Genomic DNA, 17,915 nt, shown 5'->3' with positions numbered 1-17,915 from the left:
TTCCGACAAAGGACGCAATTTCATGATCACACGTACCCTCGCCCGGGCGGGCCTCGCCGCCGGCGGCGCCCTCGCGCTGGGGCTGGTCCTCGCCGGACCCGCCTCGGCGCACGTCACCATCCGGCCCGACGTCGACACCGCGGGCTCCTACGCCAAGATCACCGTCCGGGTGCCGAACGAGTCCGACACCGCGGGGACGGTGCAGGTGAAGCTCGACCTGCCCGCCGACACCCCGATCCCGTCGGTCCGGGTGCAGCCGCATGCCGGCTGGACCGCCGAGCTCACCACCACCCAGTTCCCGGAGCCGGTGCAGGTCGGCGACCGCACGCTCGAAGAGGCGGTCACCGCCGTCACCTGGACCGCCGAGCCCGGTGTGCGGATCGGCCCGGGCGAGTTCGACGAGTTCGCCATCTCCGTCGGCCCGCTCCCCGACGCCGGCACCTATCTGTTCCCGGCCACCCAGACCTACGACGACGGCGAGATCGTCGCGTGGGCCGAGGAGACTGTCGAGGGTCAGGAGGAGCCGGACCGCCCGGCGCCGGTGCTCGAGGTCGTCGAGGCACCCGCCGAGGACGAGGTCGACACCGTCGCCGACGAGGAGCCCGCTGCCGACTCCGAGTCCGGCTCCGACGCGGAGGCGGCCTCGGCCGACGGGACGGACGATGACGGCTCCGACGGGCTCGCCCGCGGGGTCGGCATCGCGGGCCTGGTGGTCGGCGCGGCCGGCCTCGGCATCGGCGCCGCGGCGCTGCGGCGGCGCAATGCGTAGGGCTCGACGCCTGATCGGGGTCGCGGCGCTGGCCGCGGCCCCGGTCGCCGGGCTGTCCCTCTCGCTCGTGGCCGCGCCGGTCGCCGCCGCGCACGACCAGCTCGTCGGCAGCACGCCCGAGGAGGGCGGCACCGTCAGCACCCCGCTCACGTCGGTCGAGCTGGTCTTCAGCGCGGCGATCCCCGGCGAGTTCGTCCAGGTCGCGGTCACGGACGCGTCCGGGGCGACGTTCCAGGACGGCGCCCCGGAGACCGTCGGCGACACCGTCACGCAGGCCGTCGCCCAGCTGCCGGACGGCGCGTACACGATCGCCTACCGGGTGGTCTCCTCCGACGGCCACCCCATCGACGGCACCGTCGCCTTCACCGTGAGCGGCGTCGGCCCAGCCGAGCCGTCGACGCCGTCAGCCCCCAGCTCCACCGCCGCGGGGCCGCCGTCGACGCCGTCGCCCACCCCGTCGGCAGAGACCGAGACGCCGTCCGACGAGGCCACGGTGTCGGCGGGCGTCGACGACACCTCGTCCGACGACGGCGGACTCGGCACGACGGCGACCGTGCTGCTGATCGCGGGCGGCGCCGTCATCGTCGCGCTGCTCGCGTTCTGGGCGGCCGGTGGCCGGCGCCGCGGGACCGCGGAGGACACTGACAGCTGATGAGCACTTCCACACCGGCCACCGACGTCGTCCCGCCCACCCGCCAATGGGGTGCGGCGGCGGCCGCGGTCGCCCTCGTCACGCTGGTCGTCGCGATGGTCCTCGGCGGTGGCGGCGCGACGGCGGGCATCCCCGGCCTCGGCGAGCCCGGCGAGGTCACGAAGTGGGGCCTGCCGATCGCCAAGGTCGTGCTCGACGGGGCCGGTGCGGTCACCATCGGCATGCTCGGCCTGGCGGTGGTGCTGCCGGTGCGCAAGGGCGAACTGCAGGGCGACGCGCTGCGCGCGCTGCGCGGGGCGTCGATCTCGGCCCTGATCCTGGCCCTGGCCGCCGGTGCCGTGCACCTGCTGACGCTGTCCGACCTGGTCGGGCGGCCTCTGCCGGACGCGCTGGCGGGCGACTCGTTCGTCTCCTACACCTCGACCGTCGAGCAGGGCCGGGCGTACGCGGCCATGGTGGTGCTGGCGCTGGCGATCGTGCCGGCGGCGCGGCTGACCATCGGGCAGGGCGGGGCGATCGCGCTGTTCTGCCTCGGGGTGGCGACGCTGGTCCCGCTCAGCCTCATCGGGCACTCGTCGTCGGGCGACTACCACCACTCGGCGCGGGTGTCGCTGCTGGTGCACCTGATCGGGATGGCCGTCTGGGTCGGCGGGCTGGTGGCACTGTCGTGGTACGCGGGGCGGCGCGGTCGCGACCTGCCACGGGTGGCGGCCGCCTTCTCCGCCGTCGCCCTCGGCTGCTTTGTCATGGTGGCGGCGAGTGGCGTGCTCAACGCGTGGGTGCGGCTGGACAACCTGGGCGAGGTGTTCACGTCGGCGTACGGGCTCATCCTGTTCGGGAAGGTGCTCGCACTGGTGGGGCTGGGATGGCTGGGCTGGCAGCATCGGACCCGGACACTGCCGCTGCTCGAGGCGGGCAAGCCCGGCGCGTTCCGGCGGCTGGCGGTCGGCGAGGTCGTCATCATGGCGGTCGCCCTGGGCCTCGCCGTCGCGCTGAGCCGCACCGAGCCGCCGGGCCCGGAGATCCCCGAGGTGCGCACCGTCGTCCGCACCCTCATCGGCTTCCCGATCCCGCCCGAGTTCGGCTTTGGCCGGATCTTCACCGAGACCTACCCGGACGCGCTGTTCGCGCTCGGTGTGCTGGCCGGCTTCCTGTTGTATGTCGGCGGCATCTGGCGGCTGCACCGCCGCGGCGACCGCTGGCCCATCGGCCGCACGGTCGCCTGGATGGCCGGGCTGGCGACGGTCGCGTTCGTGGGCCTGTCGGGGATGCAGACCTACGGCATGGTGATGCTGTCGGTGCACATGGTCCAGCACATGGTGCTGATGATGATCAGCCCGATCCTGCTGGTGCTGGGCGGACCGGTCACGCTGGCGCTGCGCGCCCTGAAGCCGGCCCGACGGGGACAGCTCGGCCCCCGCGAGCTCATCGTCTCCGCCGTCAACAGCCCGGTCGCCCGTGTGCTCACCCACCCGCTGGTGGCGCTGGCGCTGTTCGTGTCCGGCGCGTACACGGTCTACTTCACCGGCCTGTTCGAGTCGGCGATGCGCTCGCACACCGGCCACATGCTGATGAGCGTCCACTTCCTCGTGGTCGGCTACATCTTCTTCGAGATGCTCATCGGCATCGACCCGCTCCCCAAGCGGCCGCCGTTCCCGGCCCGCGTGGTGCTGTTGCTGCTGGCCATGGCCTTCCACGCCGTGTTCGGGCTCGCACTGATGGAGTCGTCGCGCCTCATCGCCGGCGACTACTACCGCGAGATCGCCGTCGAGATTCCGTGGCTGCCCGATCCGCTGGACGACCAGATCCTGGCCGGGCAGATCACCTGGGGCTTCGGCGAGGTGCCGGGGTTGCTGGTCATCGGCGTGCTGTTCGTCCAGTGGTACCGCTCGGACGAACGCGAGGCGCGGCGCTTCGACCGGCGCGAGGGTTCCGAGGAGGCCGAGCGTGGCGCCTACAACGCCTACCTCGCCCAGCTCGACGAGCGCTCCCGCCGCGAGAAGTGAGGATGGGTTGCGCTCGGGTGCCGGCGGCAGCGGTGTGAGATCGCAGCACCGCCCGGGTGGCATTGCTGTCGCTCTGGCAACAGCGATCTACCACGGTTGCTGCAGCGATCTCACACCGTCGTGATCACCGACCGTTCTCGGAGGGCGCGATTTCACCCCAGCGGCGGCGTCGGTTAAACTCGTCCCGCCAACGCAAGGACAGGTAGCTCAGTTGGAAGAGCGTCCGCCTGAAAAGCGGAAGGTCGGCGGATCGAACCCGCCCCTGTCCACCCCTTCACCAGCGCGAACATCTCTGATTCGTCGCCACAGACGACCGTGATTCCCCTGTCGTATCCGCCCCGTGGGGCACGCTGGGGCCGCGGCCGCGACTGCACCGAATGCATGTGCACACTTGGACGGTGCGCACTGACGATTCGGAACTGGCACGGTGGCTCACCGAGCATGCTGGATCGATCCTGCCGGTCGAGTTCTCGTCGGCCTTCGACACGTATCTGTGCACAATGCGGTGGATGGGTGCTGGACTCGACTGGAGCGGAGTGCCCCACCGATACCTGCGCCTGACACCAGACGTGGGTGACGAAGATGTCGTGGCGTGGGCTCGCGAGACGGCGGTAGGCAGGCACGAGCACGTTCTGGTGACCGATAGCGCCCGAGAACCGTCGGTCCTCTGCCGCCTCGACGACGGCCTCCGCGACCTGGACCTTCTTTCGCATCGGCCCGACGTCTCCATCTGCGGCGTGGACCTGATCGATGGCCGGCCCATCCCGGCGTATCCGCACTTCATCGAGAGACGTTCGATCGAGCACCTCCGGTCGCCGGAGACACCCTGAGGCCAGGCCTGGACATGACTCTGCGCCGCCGGCCGGGAGGGACCGACGGGCGCAGAGCCAGGTCGAATAGCGGTCAGGCAGTCTCGGAACGACGGCGGCGCACCGCGATCGCCGCGCCGCCGGCGGCGGCCATGGCCAGGCCGCCCAGAGCGATCAGGGCCGAGTCCGAGCCGGTGTCGGGGAGTTCGTCACCGTTCTCGTCGCTCGCCGCGTCGTCCGTGCCGGTGCCGTCGTCATCGCCACCGTTCTCGGCGCCCGCGTCGTCGCCGTTCGCGTCGCCGGTGTCGGCGCCCACGTCCGAGCCGTTCTCGTCGGCACCATTGTCGTCGCCGCCGTCGTCGGCGCCGTTCTCGTCGGCGCCGTTCTCGTCGGCACCGTCGTCCGTGCCGTTCTCGTCAGCCCCGTTCTCGTCAGCCCCGTTCTCGTCAGCGCCGTTCTCGTCGCCGCCGTCGTCCGTGCCGTTCTCGTCAGCCCCGTTCTCGTCAGCGCCGTTCTCATCGGCACCGTTCTCATCGGCACCGTTGTCGTCGCCACCGTCGTCGTGACCGTTCTCATCGGCACCGTTGTCGTCGCCACCGTCGTCGTGACCGCCGTCGTCGTCGCCGTCCTGGTCGCCGTAGTCGCCGCCGTCGTCGTGACCGTCGTCGTCGCCGCCGTCATCGTCATGGCCGCCGTCGTCGCTGCCGTAGGAGGCGACAGCGTTCCCAGTGTCCTGGTCGTCCGCCAGTGCCGGCGCCGCTCCCGCGACCGTGAGTGCCAGCGCCCCGAACCCACCGATGATGGTCTTCCGCACGATTCAACCTCATATGGTCATAGAAGGGATTTAGCGCACATCGCGCCGGAACATACCGCACCTAGAGATCGACAAATCACCACAGAAGATGAGAGTTCTCTACTCTTCGCACCCCTTCGCGGGCGGGAGGAAGCCGAGCAACAGCCGGGCCAGATCGTCCGGCGCCTCCTCGGCCACGTGGTGGCCGGAGTCGATGATCGCCGCCCGGAGGTCACCCGCCCAGGGCCGCCAGACCGACAGGGCGTCGCCGTACAACCCGGGCAGGTCGTCGCGTGCGGACCAGACCACGAGGACCGGGCAGCCGATGCGCCGGCCGGCCGCGCGGTCGGCGTCGTCGGCGGCGCGGTCGACGGACAAGCCGGCCTGGTAGTCCTCGAGCATCGCCCGCACGGTCGCGGGGTCGTGGATCGCGCGCAGGAAGTCGGCGAAGTTCTCGGCACCCATCCGCTCGGGGGTGTTCGCCGAACCGGCTTCCCCGACCGAGTACCAGGCGTCCGGGTCGGCGTTGATCACCCGTTCCGGCCGCTCGGGCTGGGCGAAGAAGAACCAGTGGTACCAATCCTCCGCGAACCGCGCGTCGCAGCGGGCGAGGGCCTCGCCGATCGGGACGCAGTCGAGCACGGCCAGGGCGGTGACGGCGTCCGGGTGGTCCAGCGCGAGCCGGTAGGCGACGTAACTGCCACGATCGTGCCCGACGACGGCGAAGCGGTCGTGCCCGAGTGCCCGCATCAGCTCGACGCCGTCGGCGGCCATGGCGCGCTTCGAGTGCGCGGAGTGATCCGGTGCGGGCGCCGGCCCGCTGGACGAGCCGTAACCGCGCAGGTCCGGGCAGACGACGGTGTGCCGCTCCGCCAGCAGCGGCGCGACCCGGTGCCAAGTCGTGTGCGTGCGCGGATGCCCGTGCAGCAGCAGGACCGGCGGGCCGCTGCCGCCGTGGCGGACCCGCAGGTCCGCCTCGCTCGTGCGTACCCGCTCCAGCCGGAACCCGTCGAACATGGCCCCTACGTAGCCGGCAGACAGCACCCCAAACGCGCCTTGACTTCGAGCGCGCTCGAAAACGTAGCGTCGCTCCCATGCGCTATCGACCACTCGGCGGCACCGGCATCCACGTCAGCCCCTACGCCCTCGGCACCATGATGTTCGGCGCGATCGGCAACCCCGATCACGAGGACGGTGCCCGCATCATCCACGCCGCGCTCGACCGCGGCATCAACCTCGTCGACACCGCGGACATGTACTCCGGCGGCGAGTCGGAGGTGATCGTCGGCAAGGCGCTGCAGGGGCGGCGCGACGACGTCGTCCTGGCGACCAAGGTGCACTTTCCTGTAGGTGACGGGCCCAGGAGCGACGGGCCCAACCGCAGCGGCAACTCGCGGCGCTGGATCATGACCGCGGTCGAGGACAGCCTGCGCCGGCTGCAGACGGACTGGATCGACCTCTACCAGGTGCACCGGCCCGACCACACCACCGATGTCGAGGAGACGCTGTCCGCGCTGAGCGACCTCGTCCACCAGGGCAAGATCCGCGCGTTCGGCTGCTCCACGTTCCCGGCCGAGGAGATCGTCGAGGCGCATCAGGTCGCCGAACGACGGGGTCTGCTGCGATTCCGCACCGAGCAGCCGCCGTACTCGCTGCTGGCCCGCGAGATCGAGAGGTCGCTGCTGCCGACCTGCCACCGCTACGGCATGGGCGTCCTGACCTGGAGCCCGCTCGCCTCCGGCTTCCTGTCCGGCAGGAACCGCAGGGGCGAGCCCGTCGATCTCACCGCCGGACGGGCCAAGCTCACGCCTGGCCGGTTCGACCCCGCCCTGCCGCAGAACGCGGCCAAGTTCGACATCGTCGAGCACCTGGTCGAGGTCGCCGACGGCGTCGGCTGCAGTCTTCCGCAGCTCGCCATCGCGTTCACCCTCGCGCACCCGGCCGTCACGTCGACGATCATCGGACCGCGCACCATGGAGCAGCTGGAGTCGTTGCTCGACGGCGCCGAGCTCACGCTGGACGACGCGACGCTGGACCGTATCGACGCCATCGTGCCGCCGGGCAGCAACGCCTATCACCCCGACGGTGCGTGGACGCCGGTGTCGCTCTCGGACCCGGCCCGCCGGCGCCGGCCACTGCCGGATCGCCCGGCCGCCTGAGTCCCGCCGAACCGAGCGGAATTCACGCCGCCACAAAGCCCGATCTCGAATGCCGGACAATGATTGAGCATTGAAGGACGCACATCGTCAGGCCGAATGGCCGATGAGAAAGAGGATGTGCGAGAAAAGAAAATGATCGTTGAAAGTAGCGGACACGGGCGGCCTACCTGCTTACCGCCCGTGTCGACGCCTGGCGGCTGGTGCGGTGCGACTGAAGCAGCCCTGACTCCCACCCGGAGCGGACCGCATCGCACTCGCGACGCCGACCTCGTGTGATCCTGCCCCACAGGTCACACGACTTCTAGTTACGCGTTTCCGCGCAGCCCCCGCCGCAGGCCTGGCCCGCCGCCTACGGGCCCAGCCTTGACTTCCCCGTGTACCGCCCCCGCTCGGCAAGGTCGAGCGTATGCTGGGACGATTCTCACCCCTTAGAGCTCGCCGACCTCGACGCGCTCCACTGCGGACCCTTGCCCGTTGAGCAGCGCACGCACCTCGGACTCGCGGTACCGCCGGTGGCCACCGAGCGTCCGGATCGACGTGAGCTTGCCGGCCTTGGCCCACCGGGTCACCGTCTTCGGATCCACCCGGAACATGGCCGCCACCTCGGCAGGAGTGAGGAGGGGCTCGGCGTCTTGTGTCCTGGTCGCCATCGTCACCTCCTTAGATCCCATAGCGGGAGGTTTCCCGCCACACCGGATATTCCACCTTGTCACGCCCCTGAAGGACACCGCCCGTACGGCTCGACCGATGCCATCCATTCGGATGATGTCCACCCAGGGTGTCTCTAGCCTACGTAAGGTCCACGTAAGCCGCGAACCGACCCAAGTCGTGCCAGGTCGGGCTCAGCCGGCATCGGAGATCGTCCGAGCGCCGGCATCCTGAGCCTCCTCTTCTCGGCCCGTTCGCCCCCGCTTGACTGCAAGACACAGGAGCGCCCCACATGCCACGGCGGCGACCGGAACGATCAGCGTCGGCTTCATTGCATCAACATAGCCCTGTATGAACACATCGTGTGCCATTTCGGCGATCTTTCTTACGACTTCCTCAGAAACTCCGGGTGGCACAGGGATGTCAATTCCGTCTTGCGCGGCGCTGACCTGCAGTCCCCCTTGTGCGGCCCCGGCGAAACCGTCGATGAACGGTTGCCGGGTCTCCTCCGGTAATGAGGTTGCCGCCGCAACCGCCTCCGAATACAACCGGCCGACCAAGAGGCCCTGGAGGACCGCGCCGACCGCCGCACTGCCGATCACCTGGCCCAGTTGCCGGGTGGTGTTCAGCACCCCGGAAGCCGCACCGGCCACCCGCCCCGGTATGTCGCGCATCGCCACTGCGTTCATCGGAGCGAAGACCGCCCCCAGGCCGAGCCCCGCGACCAGCAGCGACGGCAGGAAGTGCCACCACTGCGAGTCGTCCGTCGCCACCAGGGCGAAGGTCAGGATGCCGGCGCCGTAGAGCAGCAGCCCGGCCATCAGTATGTACTTGCCGCCCACGCGGTCGGTGTACCGGCCCGCCAGCGGGGCCACGACCATGGACACCACGGACATCGGCGCCAGCGTCAGGCCGGCCGCCAGCGCGGTGTGCCCGAGCACCGACTGCAGGTAGATGGTGATCGGCAGGAACGTGCTGACCATGGCCACGGAGACCAGCGCCGCCACGCCGTTCATCACCGCGTAGTTGCGGTCGTCGAACAGGCCGAACGGGATCAGCGGCTCGCGGTCCTGGCGCCTGGCCTGCAGCGCCAGGAAGACCGCCAGCAGGACGCCGCCGGCGATCAGCAGCGCCGGGATCGACACGAACTCCCACACCTGCCCCCAGCCGAACCGCTCGCCCTCGACCAGGCCGAAGGTCAGGCACACCAGCGCCACGCTGGCCAGTGCGACGCCCGGCAGGTCCAGGGCGTGCCGCTCGCGCCGCGGCGACTCCGGGATGATCGTCCACGCCATGGCCAGGACGACGATGCCCACGGGAATGTTGACGAAGAAGATCCACCGCCAGTCGAACACCGTCACCAGCAGCCCGCCCAGCGTCGGCCCGGCCACCGTCGCCACGCCGGCCACCGCGCCCCAGATGCCGAAGGCCGTCCCGCGTTTCTCCGGCGGGAACGTGGTGATCAGCAGCGCCGACGTCTGCGGCATGAGGATCGCCGCGCCGATGCCCTGCACCACCCGGAACGCGATCAGCATGGCCGGCCCCTGCGCCAGCCCGCAGGCCAGCGACGCCGCCGTGAACACCGCGACGCCGATGATGAACATCGACCGCTGTCCGCGCAGGTCGCCCAGCCGCCCGGCCGTGATGACCAGCACCGCCAGCATGATCACGTAGGCGTTGATGACCCACAGGATCTCGTCGAGCGACGCGCCGAGGTCCTCCATCATGCTCGGGATCGCGATGTTGACGATCGTGACGTCGAGCAGCGTCATGAAGAATCCGAGACACAGAGTGAGCAGGATCGCCCAGGGATTGCCGTGCCAGCGCCTCACCGTGTTACCTCCCGGTCCCCCGCGTCGAGTCGCCCGTGTCGAGCGGCCCGCACATGCCGCGTACCCCGTCCGGCTGAACATGAAATGTCGGATCGGGCAAGCCCGTGTACAGCCACCCAGTCCTGCAGCTTGCACCGACGACTCGAGGGAGCCTTCGGCCCCCACTCGTCGCCGCTCTTGCCCGATCCCTCCTAGAGTGAGCGTGACACCCAGGCCCGCACACCCCGCGGGCCCTGACGTGAAAGGGTCACCACCATGACCAAGGCGTCGCCCCTGGTGTTCGGTCGTCACACCGGACACGAGCAGGTCGTCTTCTGCCACGATGCCGGCAGCGGCCTGAAAGCCATCATCGCTCTGCACTCCACCGCGCTGGGACCCGGCCTCGGCGGAACGCGTTTCTACCCCTATGAGTCCGAGGACGCCGCGCTCGAGGACGTGCTCCATCTGTCCCGCGGCATGACCTACAAGAACGCCCTCGCCGGGCTCGACCACGGTGGCGGCAAGGCCGTCATCATCGGCGACCCCGACCTCGACAAGACCGAGACGCTGCTGCGCGCCTACGGCCGGTTCGTCGCCTCGCTCGGCGGCCGCTACATCACCGCCTGCGACGTCGGCACCTACGTCGCCGACATGGATGTCGTGGCCCGCGAGAGCCGCTGGGTCACCGGCCGCTCCCCGGCCGAGGGCGGCGCCGGCGACTCCAGCGTGCTCACGGCCTTCGGCGTCTTCCAGGGCATGCGCGCCGTCGCCGAGCGGGTCTGGGGCGGCACCAGCCTGTCGGGCCGGCGGGTCGGCATCGCGGGCGTCGGCAAGGTCGGCTCGAAGCTCACCGGCCTGCTGCTCGACGAAGGCGCCTCGGTCGTCGTCACCGACGTGTCCGAGCACGCGGTCGAGCAGCTGCGTACCGCGCACCCGCAGGTCGACGTCGTCGGCGACGCCACCGAGCTGCTCCGTGCGGGCATCGACGTGTACGCGCCGTGCGCGCTCGGCGGGGCGCTCGACGACGACACCGTCACACTGCTCACCGAGGGCCGGGTCTCCGCCGTCTGCGGCGGGGCGAACAACCAGCTCGCCCACGCCGGCATCGAGAAGAGCCTCGACGACGCCGGCGTCCTGTACGCCCCGGATTACGTCGTGAACTCCGGCGGCGTCATCCAGGTGGCCGACGAGCTGCACGGATTCTCCTTCGAGCGGGCCAGGGCGAAGGCCACGAAGATCTACGACACGACGCGTGCGATCTTCCAGCTGGCCGCCGACGACGGCGTCCCCCCGGCGGTCGCGGCCGACCGCCTCGCCGAGCGCCGCATCGCCGCGGTCAGCCGATTGCGAGACGTCTACCTGGGACGATGACGCGCCACAGGGTCCGAGTTGGTACCGGATGAGGCGGAACAGCCTCGGACCCTGTACCGTTATCCCTACGAGTAGATGTCATTCGAACGGAAACGAGGGCGTCCAGTGAACTGGTCGCCCCGGTTTGTGCGAGGGGGTCGACCCTATGGGGCGCGGCCGGGCCAAGGCCAAGCAAACAAAGGTCGCCCGTCGGTTGAAGTACCAGCAGCTGGACACCGACTTCGGCGCTTTGCAGCGTGAGTTGGGCACCGACGGCAATGGCGGCAGTGACACGGACCTCGACGAGGAGAGCAACGAGGAGTACGACGAGTACTCCCGCTACCTCGCCGACGATGACGACGACGAATCCCGTCGTCACGCGGGTTGACCCGGTCCGATAGCTTCAGAGCATCGTCTGGACGGTCTGTTGGCTTCGGGTGTCCGGGGCCAACAGTCCGCCCGAGCCGATCACGGGCACACCCTCAGCCGCGATAGGCACCGTGCAGGGTCGCCGACCCGTCGCCTTCCTGCACCTCGCCGGCGATCCAGGCCGGCACTCCCCGCTCGGTCAGCACGCGCACGGCCTCGTCCGCCGCGTCCCGGGCCACCACGGCCACCATGCCGACGCCCATGTTGAGGGTCTTCTCCAGCTCTGGCTCGGCCACGCCGCCCACCTCGCCGACCATCCCGAACACCGGCTGCGGCGCCCAGGTGGAACGGTCCAGCCGCGCCGTGACCGTGGGCGGCAGCACCCGCGCCAGGTTGGCGGCAAGCCCCCCGCCGGTGACGTGCGACATGGCGTGCACCTCGACGGCGGCCGCCAGGGCCAGGCAGTCGCGGGCGTAGATGCGGGTCGGCTCGAGCAGCTCCTCGCCCAGCGTGCGGCCGAACTCCGGCACGTCGCGGTCCAGCGCCCAGCCGGCCCGCTCGAGGAGGACGTGGCGCACCAGCGAGTAGCCGTTGGAGTGCAGCCCCGACGACGCCATGGCCACGACGGCGTCGCCCGCGCGCACCCGCTCGGCGCCGAGCAGCGCGTCGGCCTCGACGACGCCCGTGACGGCACCGGCGACGTCGTACTCGTCGGGACCCAGCAGGCCCGGGTGCTCGGCGGTCTCGCCGCCGCTGAGGGCGCAGCCGGCCGCCACGCAGGCCTGGGCGATGCCCTTGACGATGGCCGCGGTGCGCTCAGGGACCACGCGGCCGCAGGCGATGTAGTCGGTCATGAACAGCGGCTCGGCCCCGCACACCACGATGTCGTCGACCACCATGCCGACGAGGTCGAAGCCGATGGTGTCGTGGACGTCCATGCGCTGCGACACCGCGACCTTGGTGCCGACGCCGTCGGTGCTGGTGGCCAGCAGCGGCCGCCGGTAGGCCTTGAGCGCGCTGGCGTCGAACAGCCCGGCGAAGCCGCCGAGGCCGCCGACGACCTCGGGGCGGCGGGTCTTGGCGACCCACTCCTTCATCAGCTCGACGGCGCGGTCACCGGCCTCGATGTCGACCCCGGCGCTGGCATAGGTGGCACCCGAGGGCGCGCTCTCGCTGCTCGACACGAGTAGAAGGGTATCCGGTAGGCTCGCGCACAGCGTCCGGGCCGGTAGGGGTCCGGCCCGACGGGAGAGGAGGTCGCGATGTACCGCCAGGTCTTCCGCGCCGCCCTCCGTCGAGGAGACGGCGGCTGACTCTCGAGGAGAGAGCCGTGCAGTTCAGCATCACCCGTCCCGCCACGCCCGAGCAGGCGGTCGCCCTGCTCCGCGGCGCCCGCTCCGAGCTGGGCACCCCCATCTCCGACCTCGTCGTCACCGACGAGCACCTCACCACCGCCTTCGCCAACCGCAACCGCCGGCCCGAGTGGGTCTGGGTCGCCGAACGCGGCGACGACGGCGGCCGCACCGTCGCCCGCCTGGCCGGCTGGGGCGCTCCCGCCAACGACCACCCGTGGATCCTCGACTTCTTCGACCTCGGCGCCGAGCCGGACCGCGTCGAGGTCATGGCCGCACTGCTGCGGCAGGCCGCGGCCGACCTGCGTGCCGCCGGGCTCGATCAGGTCGAGCTGAACCTGTTCCCGCCGGCCGGCTGGCGCGACGACCGGCCGCCGGCCCTCGACGACCTGCTGGCGGCGGCCAAGGCGGCCGGCTTCGAGATCCTCGTGACGCGGCGCCGGTTCCGCTGGACGCCGTCGGCGGGTCTGCCGGCTCTGAGCGACGACGGCGTGAGCCTGCGGTTCGCGCCCGTCACCGGTCCGGACGACCCCGTCCTGGCCGACGCGTACCGGCGCACCTTCGAGGGCAGCCTCGACGCCCACACGCGGCGGTCGTTGCGCACCCGTGACGCGGCGGAGCTCGCCGCCGAGGAACTGGCCGACATGGTGAACTACGCCGGCCCCGTCGACGGCTGGCGGGTCGCCTACGACGCCTCGGGGGCGCTGGTGGGGCTGGTCACCGGCAACCCCGGCACCAAGGTGTTCACCGGCTACGTGGGCGTCGTGCCGGAGCAGCGCGGCCGCGGCTACGCCCGCGAGCTGCTGGCCTGGATGACGCGCTGGCAGGCCGACCAGGGCGCCGAGAAGGTCGTCGGCGAGACCGACGACGAGAACGTCCCCATGCGCAGGGCGTTCGAGGCGGCTGGGTTCGTGGAGGAGAGCGCCCGCATCGACCTCGTCGGCTGACGCGCGACGGCGGGTGGTTCGGTGGCGTCAGAGCGCCACCGGACCACCCGCCATCAGCGGAGGCTCACCGGCTCAGGTGGTGCCCTCGTTGCCGTAGACGGTCACGTGGACGTGGTCGTAGTGGTTCGCGGTGTCGTCGCCGCGGTCCTCCATCCAGCGCCAGCCCTCGGAGGAGCGCTCGACCGTCCAGATGCGCTGCTGCCAGATGACCTCGCTGACGCCCAGCTCGCGGTAGTTCTCGCGAACGTAGGCCGCGATCTCGTCGCCGACGGAGCCGCGGATCATGATGTCGAGGGCCCGGCCGGTGCCGTGCTCGCCACCGTCGCCGGAGCGGACGCCGCCGTAGGAGGTGACCTGCGGGAAGAGCGCACAGACCGCGCGATGCACGCGGATGGCGTCCTGGGTGAGGCCGTTCTCGACGCTCGAGCCGGAGTCGCACTCGGCGGCGGAGATGCCACCCGACGGCTCCTCGGCCGGCTTCTCCTCGGACAGGTACTCCGTGGCGACCCAGTAGGGCTCGCCGTCGAGGAGGATCTGCGACCAGGTGCCCTCGGTGGTGCCGGTGATGTCGACCTCGGTGCCGGTGCCGAGCACCGTGACGACCTCGGACTCGAGGTCCGGGCTGGTGCGCACGTTCAGGCCCGCCGTCACGAACAGCTGCCCCGCCACCGTCGGCTCCGGGGTGGGAGTCGGGGTCGGGGTCGGGGTGGGAGTCGGCGTCGGTGTGGGGGTCGGCGTCGGCGTGGGGGTGGGAGTCGGCGTCGTCGTCTCGCTCGGGCCCGCGTTCGGCCTCACCGGGGGCAGCGGCGGCCGCTCCTCGCCACGACTGGCGTCCTGGTCGCGCTCGGGGATGCCCAGCGTCGTGGTGGTGCTGGCGGCGACGTCGGAACCGTCGTCGGGCCAGAGGGTGATGCCGGCGACGACGGCTCCGGCCAGCGCCACCGGCGCGGCGAGCAGAGCCATGCGACGTCGGGACAGCGCCGTCAGACGAGAGAGCGAGAGCACCCTGCTGCGTCGATGACGAGACCGTCCATGACGGGACCGCGGCACTACATCTCTCCCATACTCAGCTCGATACCGTTTCGTGACCGAGGAGCAGGCAACCACATTTCGGGCGATTTGTCACAACCCGGCCTCACGGACGCCGCAGCGCATCGGCGGCCCCACCCGCGCTGAGCAGGGTGTTCAGGCCGTCGGCGGGGTCGCCGAGAGATGCGGCCCGTTCGAGGCCGTCGCGGTCGGGCGTCTCGCAGCCGGGGATGGTCTCTTGCTCGAGCACGTCCTTGCCCGCGCGGACCGGCGGCTCGATGGGGTAGACGCCGTCGAAGCAGGCCCGGCAGAGGTCGTTCTTGCGCATCGTCGTCGCCTCGATGAGGGCGTCGAGCGAGACGTAGCCGAGGGAGTCGGCGCCGATGGAGCGGCAGATCTCGTCGGTCGACAGACCGGTGGCGATGAGCTCCGCGCGGGTGGCGAAGTCGATGCCGTAGAAGCACGGCCAGCTGACCGGCGGGCTGGAGATGCGCACGTGCACCTCGGCGGCGCCGGCCTCGCGCAGCATGCGCACCAGCGCCCGCTGGGTGTTGCCGCGCACGATGGAGTCGTCGACCACGACCAGCCGCTTGCCCGCGACGATCTCGCGCAGCGGGTTCAGCTTCAGCCGGATGCCCAGCTGGCGCAGCGTCTGCGACGGCTGGATGAACGTGCGCCCCACGTAGGCGTTCTTGACCAGGCCCATGCCGTAGGGGATGCCGGACTCCTCGGCGTAGCCGACGGCGGCCGGGGTGCCGGACTCGGGCACCGGGATGACGAGGTCGGCGTCGACGGGGTGCTCGCGCGCCAGCCGGCGGCCCACCTCGACGCGGGTCTGGTGCACCGAGCGGCCGGAGATGTGGGTGTCGGGCCGGGCGAGGTAGACGTACTCGAACAGACAGCCCTTGGGCTCCGGCGTGGCGAAGTGGTGCGAGCGCAGGCCGTCGGCGTCGATGGCCACGAGCTCGCCGGGCTCGACCTCGCGGATGAACGACGCGCCCACGATGTCGAGCGCCGCGGTCTCGCTGGCCACGACCCAGCCGCGCTCGAGCCGGCCGAGGACAAGAGGGCGGACGCCCTGAGGGTCGCGGGCGGCGTAGAGCGTGGACTCGTCGGAGAAGACCAGCGAGAACGCCCCGCGCGCCTGCGCCAGGACCTCGATGGCGCTCTCTTCGAGCGTGCGGTCGGCGTAGGAGCCCATGAGCGCCGTCATGAGCGCGGTGTCGGTGGTGTTGCCGTAGCGGAGCTCGCCGCTGGCCGCACCCACCCGCTCGTGTACGAGGTCGAACAGCTCCGCGGTGTTGGTGAGGTTGCCGTTGTGGGCCAGCGCGACGGTGCCGGCGGGCGTAGCGCCCAGCGTCGGCTGCGCGTTCTGCCAGTGGCTGCCGCCGGTGGTGGAGTAGCGGGTGTGCCCGACGGCGACGTGGCCGACCAGGGTGTTCAGCGTCGACTCGTCGAAGACCTGGCTGACCAGGCCCATGTCCTTGTAGACGAGGATCTGCTGCCCGTTGCCGACGGCGATGCCGGCGGACTCCTGACCACGGTGCTGCAGCGCGTACAGCCCGAAGTAGGTGAGCTTCGCGACCTCTTCGTCCGGCGCCCACACCCCGAAGATGCCGCAGGCGTCCTGCGGACCCATCTCTTGTGGGTTGATGTCGTGCGTGAGTCGTCCATCTCCCCGGGCCACGGCTCCCAGTGTACGGAGCGGCCCGCGGATTGCGAGCGGACCGGCGCGGTGGGAAGAACACCGGGGCACCGGGTGGTTGCCTTAGGACATGAGCCCAACGACGGTACTCATCACCGGCGCGACCGATGGCCTGGGCCGATGGCTCGCGCTACGGCTGGCGGCCGACGGCGTGGGCGTCGTCCTGCACGGCCGCAACCCGGCGCGTCTGGACGAAACCGCCCGCGAGATCCGCGCCGAGGGCGGCCGCGAGCCGCTCGGCGTCGTGCGCGCCGACCTCTCCGATCTCGGCCAGGTCGACCGGCTCGCCGACGAGGTGCTCGAACGCTTCCCCGGCCTCGATGTCCTGGTCAACAACGCCGCCGTCGGCTTCGGCGAACCCGGCGCCGGCCGCGAGCTGAGCCCCGACGGCATCGAGCTGCGGTTCGCGGTCAACTACCTGGCCGGCTACCACCTGACCCGGCGGCTGCTGCCGGCCCTGGTGAAGGCAGCGCCGGCGCGCATCGTCAACGTCACGTCCATCGGCCAGGCGCCCATCGACTTCGCCGACCCCATGCTCGACCACGACTACGACGGCTACCGCGCCTACCGGCAGAGCAAGCTCGCGCAGATCATGTTCACCCTCGACCTCGCCGAGGAGCTGCGCGGCACCGGCGTCACCGCCAACACGCTGCACCCGGCCACGCTCATGGCGACGTCCATGGTCCGCGAGGCCGAACTGACGCCGTTGAGCACCCTGCACGACGGCGGCGAGGCCACCCTGCGGCTCATCGCCGACCCCGCATTGGCCGACGTCAGCGGCGTCTACTTCGACCAGACCATGGAGGCGACGCCGAAGCCGCAGGCGCTGGACCCGGCTGCCCGGCGGCAGCTGCGCGAGCTGACCGACACGCTGGTCGGGCGGGCGCTGGCGGCCCGGCGCTGACCCTTCCGTCGACGACGGCGTCAGCCTGCGGCGGCGCCGTTGTGAGCGATCACTTCACCGACCATCCACTCGACGGCGGGAGCGACCGAGCCGTTGCCGGTCAGCAGCGCCGGCTGGTCGCCGACGTAGCGCTCGGACAGCAGGCCGCGCGCCTCGAGCCGGTCGACCAGAGCGGACTTGACCGCCGCACGGTCGAGCCGGCTCGGCACGGGGAACGCGAGCACGTCGAGGTCGTCCTGCTCGATGCCGGGATAGCGGGCCTTCATCCGGCCGACCTCGGGGTCGGTGTCGTGCAGGTGCAGCCAGATGCGCACCACCGCCGGCACCGCCGTGCTGCCGACGTAGACGACCGGGCGATCGGCGCCGGGTCGCAGCCACACGTAGACCCACTCGCTGACGCCCACCAGGTCGCCGCCGCGCACCTGCAGCAGGATGGCCTCGTTCTCCATGGCCGAAGTCTCTCAGTGTTGTCTTGATGTTCGGGCCGGGCAACGGAATCGCGCGCTTTGTCCACTTTGTGGGTCTGGACCGACGGCCCACGAGGACCTCCGGCCCCCGGTGTCCCGCCGGTGTTGCCCGGCCCTCACGGGGCGGACGCGCGGCGGCTCAGGA

17 protein-coding genes and 1 tRNA gene are annotated in these 17,915 nt (G+C 71.1%); 10 read left to right on the top strand and 8 right to left on the bottom strand.

Annotation, left to right across the window (positions count from 1 at the left end):
* Positions 1 to 22: 22 nt before the first annotated feature.
* The 5 genes from HD601_RS11500 to HD601_RS11480 all read left to right on the top strand — a co-directional run bounded on the left by HD601_RS11500 (position 23) and on the right by HD601_RS11480 (position 4,257).
* The gene (locus HD601_RS11500) at positions 23 to 769 is read left to right on the top strand and encodes a YcnI family copper-binding membrane protein (protein ID WP_184821981.1); all 747 of its coding nucleotides are present in this window, start codon (positions 23 to 25) and stop codon (positions 767 to 769) included.
* Positions 762 to 1,421 (top strand): copper resistance CopC family protein, encoded by a 660-nt coding sequence (locus HD601_RS11495; RefSeq protein ID WP_184821979.1) that lies wholly within the window; start codon positions 762 to 764, stop codon positions 1,419 to 1,421. Before HD601_RS11500 ends, HD601_RS11495 begins: the two co-directional genes overlap by 8 nt.
* Positions 1,421 to 3,427, top strand: a complete 2,007-nt coding sequence (locus HD601_RS11490) for a bifunctional copper resistance protein CopD/cytochrome c oxidase assembly protein (protein WP_184821977.1) — start codon at positions 1,421 to 1,423, stop codon at positions 3,425 to 3,427. Before HD601_RS11495 ends, HD601_RS11490 begins: the two co-directional genes overlap by 1 nt.
* 196 nt (positions 3,428 to 3,623) lie before the next feature.
* Positions 3,624 to 3,696: transfer RNA gene (locus tag HD601_RS11485), tRNA-Phe, on the top strand.
* 129 nt (positions 3,697 to 3,825) lie between these two features.
* Positions 3,826 to 4,257 carry a hypothetical protein gene (locus HD601_RS11480; protein ID WP_184821975.1) on the top strand — a complete coding sequence of 144 codons (432 nt, stop codon included), beginning with the start codon at positions 3,826 to 3,828 and terminating at the stop codon, positions 4,255 to 4,257.
* Between the two features lie 73 nt (positions 4,258 to 4,330).
* Here HD601_RS11480 and HD601_RS34730 read toward each other — a convergent pair whose 3' ends face one another.
* Positions 4,331 to 5,050 carry an LPXTG cell wall anchor domain-containing protein gene (locus tag HD601_RS34730; RefSeq protein WP_184821973.1) on the bottom strand — a complete coding sequence of 240 codons (720 nt, stop codon included), beginning with the start codon at positions 5,048 to 5,050 and terminating at the stop codon, positions 4,331 to 4,333.
* Positions 5,051 to 5,149: 99 nt separating this feature from the next.
* Positions 5,150 to 6,046: an alpha/beta fold hydrolase gene (locus HD601_RS11470; RefSeq protein WP_184821971.1), complete on the bottom strand. Its 897-nt coding sequence runs from the start codon at positions 6,044 to 6,046 to the stop codon at positions 5,150 to 5,152.
* A gap of 77 nt (positions 6,047 to 6,123) precedes the next feature.
* Here HD601_RS11470 and HD601_RS11465 point away from each other — a divergent pair, with 77 nt between their 5' ends.
* Positions 6,124 to 7,188, top strand: a complete 1,065-nt coding sequence (locus HD601_RS11465; protein WP_184821969.1) for an aldo/keto reductase — start codon at positions 6,124 to 6,126, stop codon at positions 7,186 to 7,188.
* 428 nt (positions 7,189 to 7,616) lie between these two features.
* On the opposite strand, the gene HD601_RS11460 is transcribed toward HD601_RS11465, so the two are convergent.
* Both HD601_RS11460 and HD601_RS11455 read right to left on the bottom strand, forming a co-directional pair.
* On the bottom strand, positions 7,617 to 7,838 hold the full coding sequence (locus tag HD601_RS11460; RefSeq protein WP_026874431.1) for a BldC family transcriptional regulator: 222 nt from the start codon (positions 7,836 to 7,838) through the stop codon (positions 7,617 to 7,619).
* A 192-nt stretch (positions 7,839 to 8,030) separates the two neighbouring features.
* Positions 8,031 to 9,833, bottom strand: a complete 1,803-nt coding sequence (locus HD601_RS11455) for a DHA2 family efflux MFS transporter permease subunit (RefSeq protein WP_221440840.1) — start codon at positions 9,831 to 9,833, stop codon at positions 8,031 to 8,033.
* A 90-nt stretch (positions 9,834 to 9,923) separates the two neighbouring features.
* Here HD601_RS11455 and HD601_RS11450 point away from each other — a divergent pair, with 90 nt between their 5' ends.
* Both HD601_RS11450 and HD601_RS11445 read left to right on the top strand, forming a co-directional pair.
* The gene (locus tag HD601_RS11450) at positions 9,924 to 11,018 is read left to right on the top strand and encodes a Glu/Leu/Phe/Val dehydrogenase (RefSeq protein ID WP_184821967.1); all 1,095 of its coding nucleotides are present in this window, start codon (positions 9,924 to 9,926) and stop codon (positions 11,016 to 11,018) included.
* A 145-nt stretch (positions 11,019 to 11,163) separates the two neighbouring features.
* Positions 11,164 to 11,385 (top strand): DUF3073 domain-containing protein, encoded by a 222-nt coding sequence (locus HD601_RS11445; RefSeq protein WP_184821965.1) that lies wholly within the window; start codon positions 11,164 to 11,166, stop codon positions 11,383 to 11,385.
* Positions 11,386 to 11,479: 94 nt separating this feature from the next.
* Here the strand turns inward: HD601_RS11445 and purM are convergent, their stop codons facing one another.
* Positions 11,480 to 12,550, bottom strand: a complete 1,071-nt coding sequence (gene purM, locus HD601_RS11440; RefSeq protein ID WP_184821962.1) for a phosphoribosylformylglycinamidine cyclo-ligase — start codon at positions 12,548 to 12,550, stop codon at positions 11,480 to 11,482.
* Between the two features lie 146 nt (positions 12,551 to 12,696).
* Between purM and HD601_RS35640 the strand changes: the two genes are divergently transcribed.
* Complete coding sequence (locus HD601_RS35640; protein ID WP_184821960.1) at positions 12,697 to 13,665, top strand: GNAT family N-acetyltransferase; 969 nt, start codon at positions 12,697 to 12,699, stop codon at positions 13,663 to 13,665.
* A 72-nt stretch (positions 13,666 to 13,737) separates the two neighbouring features.
* Here HD601_RS35640 and HD601_RS11430 read toward each other — a convergent pair whose 3' ends face one another.
* The gene (locus tag HD601_RS11430) at positions 13,738 to 14,628 is read right to left on the bottom strand and encodes an SH3 domain-containing protein (protein WP_221440839.1); all 891 of its coding nucleotides are present in this window, start codon (positions 14,626 to 14,628) and stop codon (positions 13,738 to 13,740) included.
* A 172-nt stretch (positions 14,629 to 14,800) separates the two neighbouring features.
* Entirely contained in the window at positions 14,801 to 16,333 is a 1,533-nt protein-coding gene (gene purF, locus HD601_RS11425) for an amidophosphoribosyltransferase (RefSeq protein ID WP_246400993.1), read from the bottom strand.
* Positions 16,334 to 16,469: 136 nt separating this feature from the next.
* Between purF and HD601_RS11420 the strand changes: the two genes are divergently transcribed.
* The gene (locus HD601_RS11420) at positions 16,470 to 17,303 is read left to right on the top strand and encodes an SDR family oxidoreductase (RefSeq protein WP_184821956.1); all 834 of its coding nucleotides are present in this window, start codon (positions 16,470 to 16,472) and stop codon (positions 17,301 to 17,303) included.
* A 20-nt stretch (positions 17,304 to 17,323) separates the two neighbouring features.
* Here the strand turns inward: HD601_RS11420 and HD601_RS11415 are convergent, their stop codons facing one another.
* The gene (locus HD601_RS11415; protein WP_184821954.1) at positions 17,324 to 17,752 is read right to left on the bottom strand and encodes a hypothetical protein; all 429 of its coding nucleotides are present in this window, start codon (positions 17,750 to 17,752) and stop codon (positions 17,324 to 17,326) included.
* Positions 17,753 to 17,915 lie beyond the last annotated feature (163 nt).

Source organism: Jiangella mangrovi (genome assembly GCF_014204975.1).
In the GTDB taxonomy this organism is placed as follows: Bacteria; Actinomycetota; Actinomycetes; order Jiangellales; family Jiangellaceae; genus Jiangella; species Jiangella mangrovi.
Note: the sequence above shows the minus strand (reverse complement) of the source record. Positions and strands in the feature narration are given on the sequence as shown.

Coding starts and splice junctions, on each gene's coding strand:
- HD601_RS11500 (WP_184821981.1), top strand. CDS start 23: ATGATCACACGTACCCTCGCCCGGGCGGGCCTCGCCGCCGGCGGCGCC.
- HD601_RS11495 (WP_184821979.1), top strand. CDS start 762: ATGCGTAGGGCTCGACGCCTGATCGGGGTCGCGGCGCTGGCCGCGGCC.
- HD601_RS11490 (WP_184821977.1), top strand. CDS start 1,421: ATGAGCACTTCCACACCGGCCACCGACGTCGTCCCGCCCACCCGCCAA.
- HD601_RS11470 (WP_184821971.1), bottom strand. CDS start 6,046: ATGTTCGACGGGTTCCGGCTGGAGCGGGTACGCACGAGCGAGGCGGAC.
- HD601_RS11465 (WP_184821969.1), top strand. CDS start 6,124: ATGCGCTATCGACCACTCGGCGGCACCGGCATCCACGTCAGCCCCTAC.
- HD601_RS11460 (WP_026874431.1), bottom strand. CDS start 7,838: ATGGCGACCAGGACACAAGACGCCGAGCCCCTCCTCACTCCTGCCGAG.
- HD601_RS11450 (WP_184821967.1), top strand. CDS start 9,924: ATGACCAAGGCGTCGCCCCTGGTGTTCGGTCGTCACACCGGACACGAG.
- HD601_RS11445 (WP_184821965.1), top strand. CDS start 11,164: ATGGGGCGCGGCCGGGCCAAGGCCAAGCAAACAAAGGTCGCCCGTCGG.
- HD601_RS11430 (WP_221440839.1), bottom strand. CDS start 14,628: ATGGCTCTGCTCGCCGCGCCGGTGGCGCTGGCCGGAGCCGTCGTCGCC.
- purF (WP_246400993.1), bottom strand. CDS start 16,333: ATGGGTCCGCAGGACGCCTGCGGCATCTTCGGGGTGTGGGCGCCGGAC.
- HD601_RS11420 (WP_184821956.1), top strand. CDS start 16,470: ATGAGCCCAACGACGGTACTCATCACCGGCGCGACCGATGGCCTGGGC.
- HD601_RS11415 (WP_184821954.1), bottom strand. CDS start 17,752: ATGGAGAACGAGGCCATCCTGCTGCAGGTGCGCGGCGGCGACCTGGTG.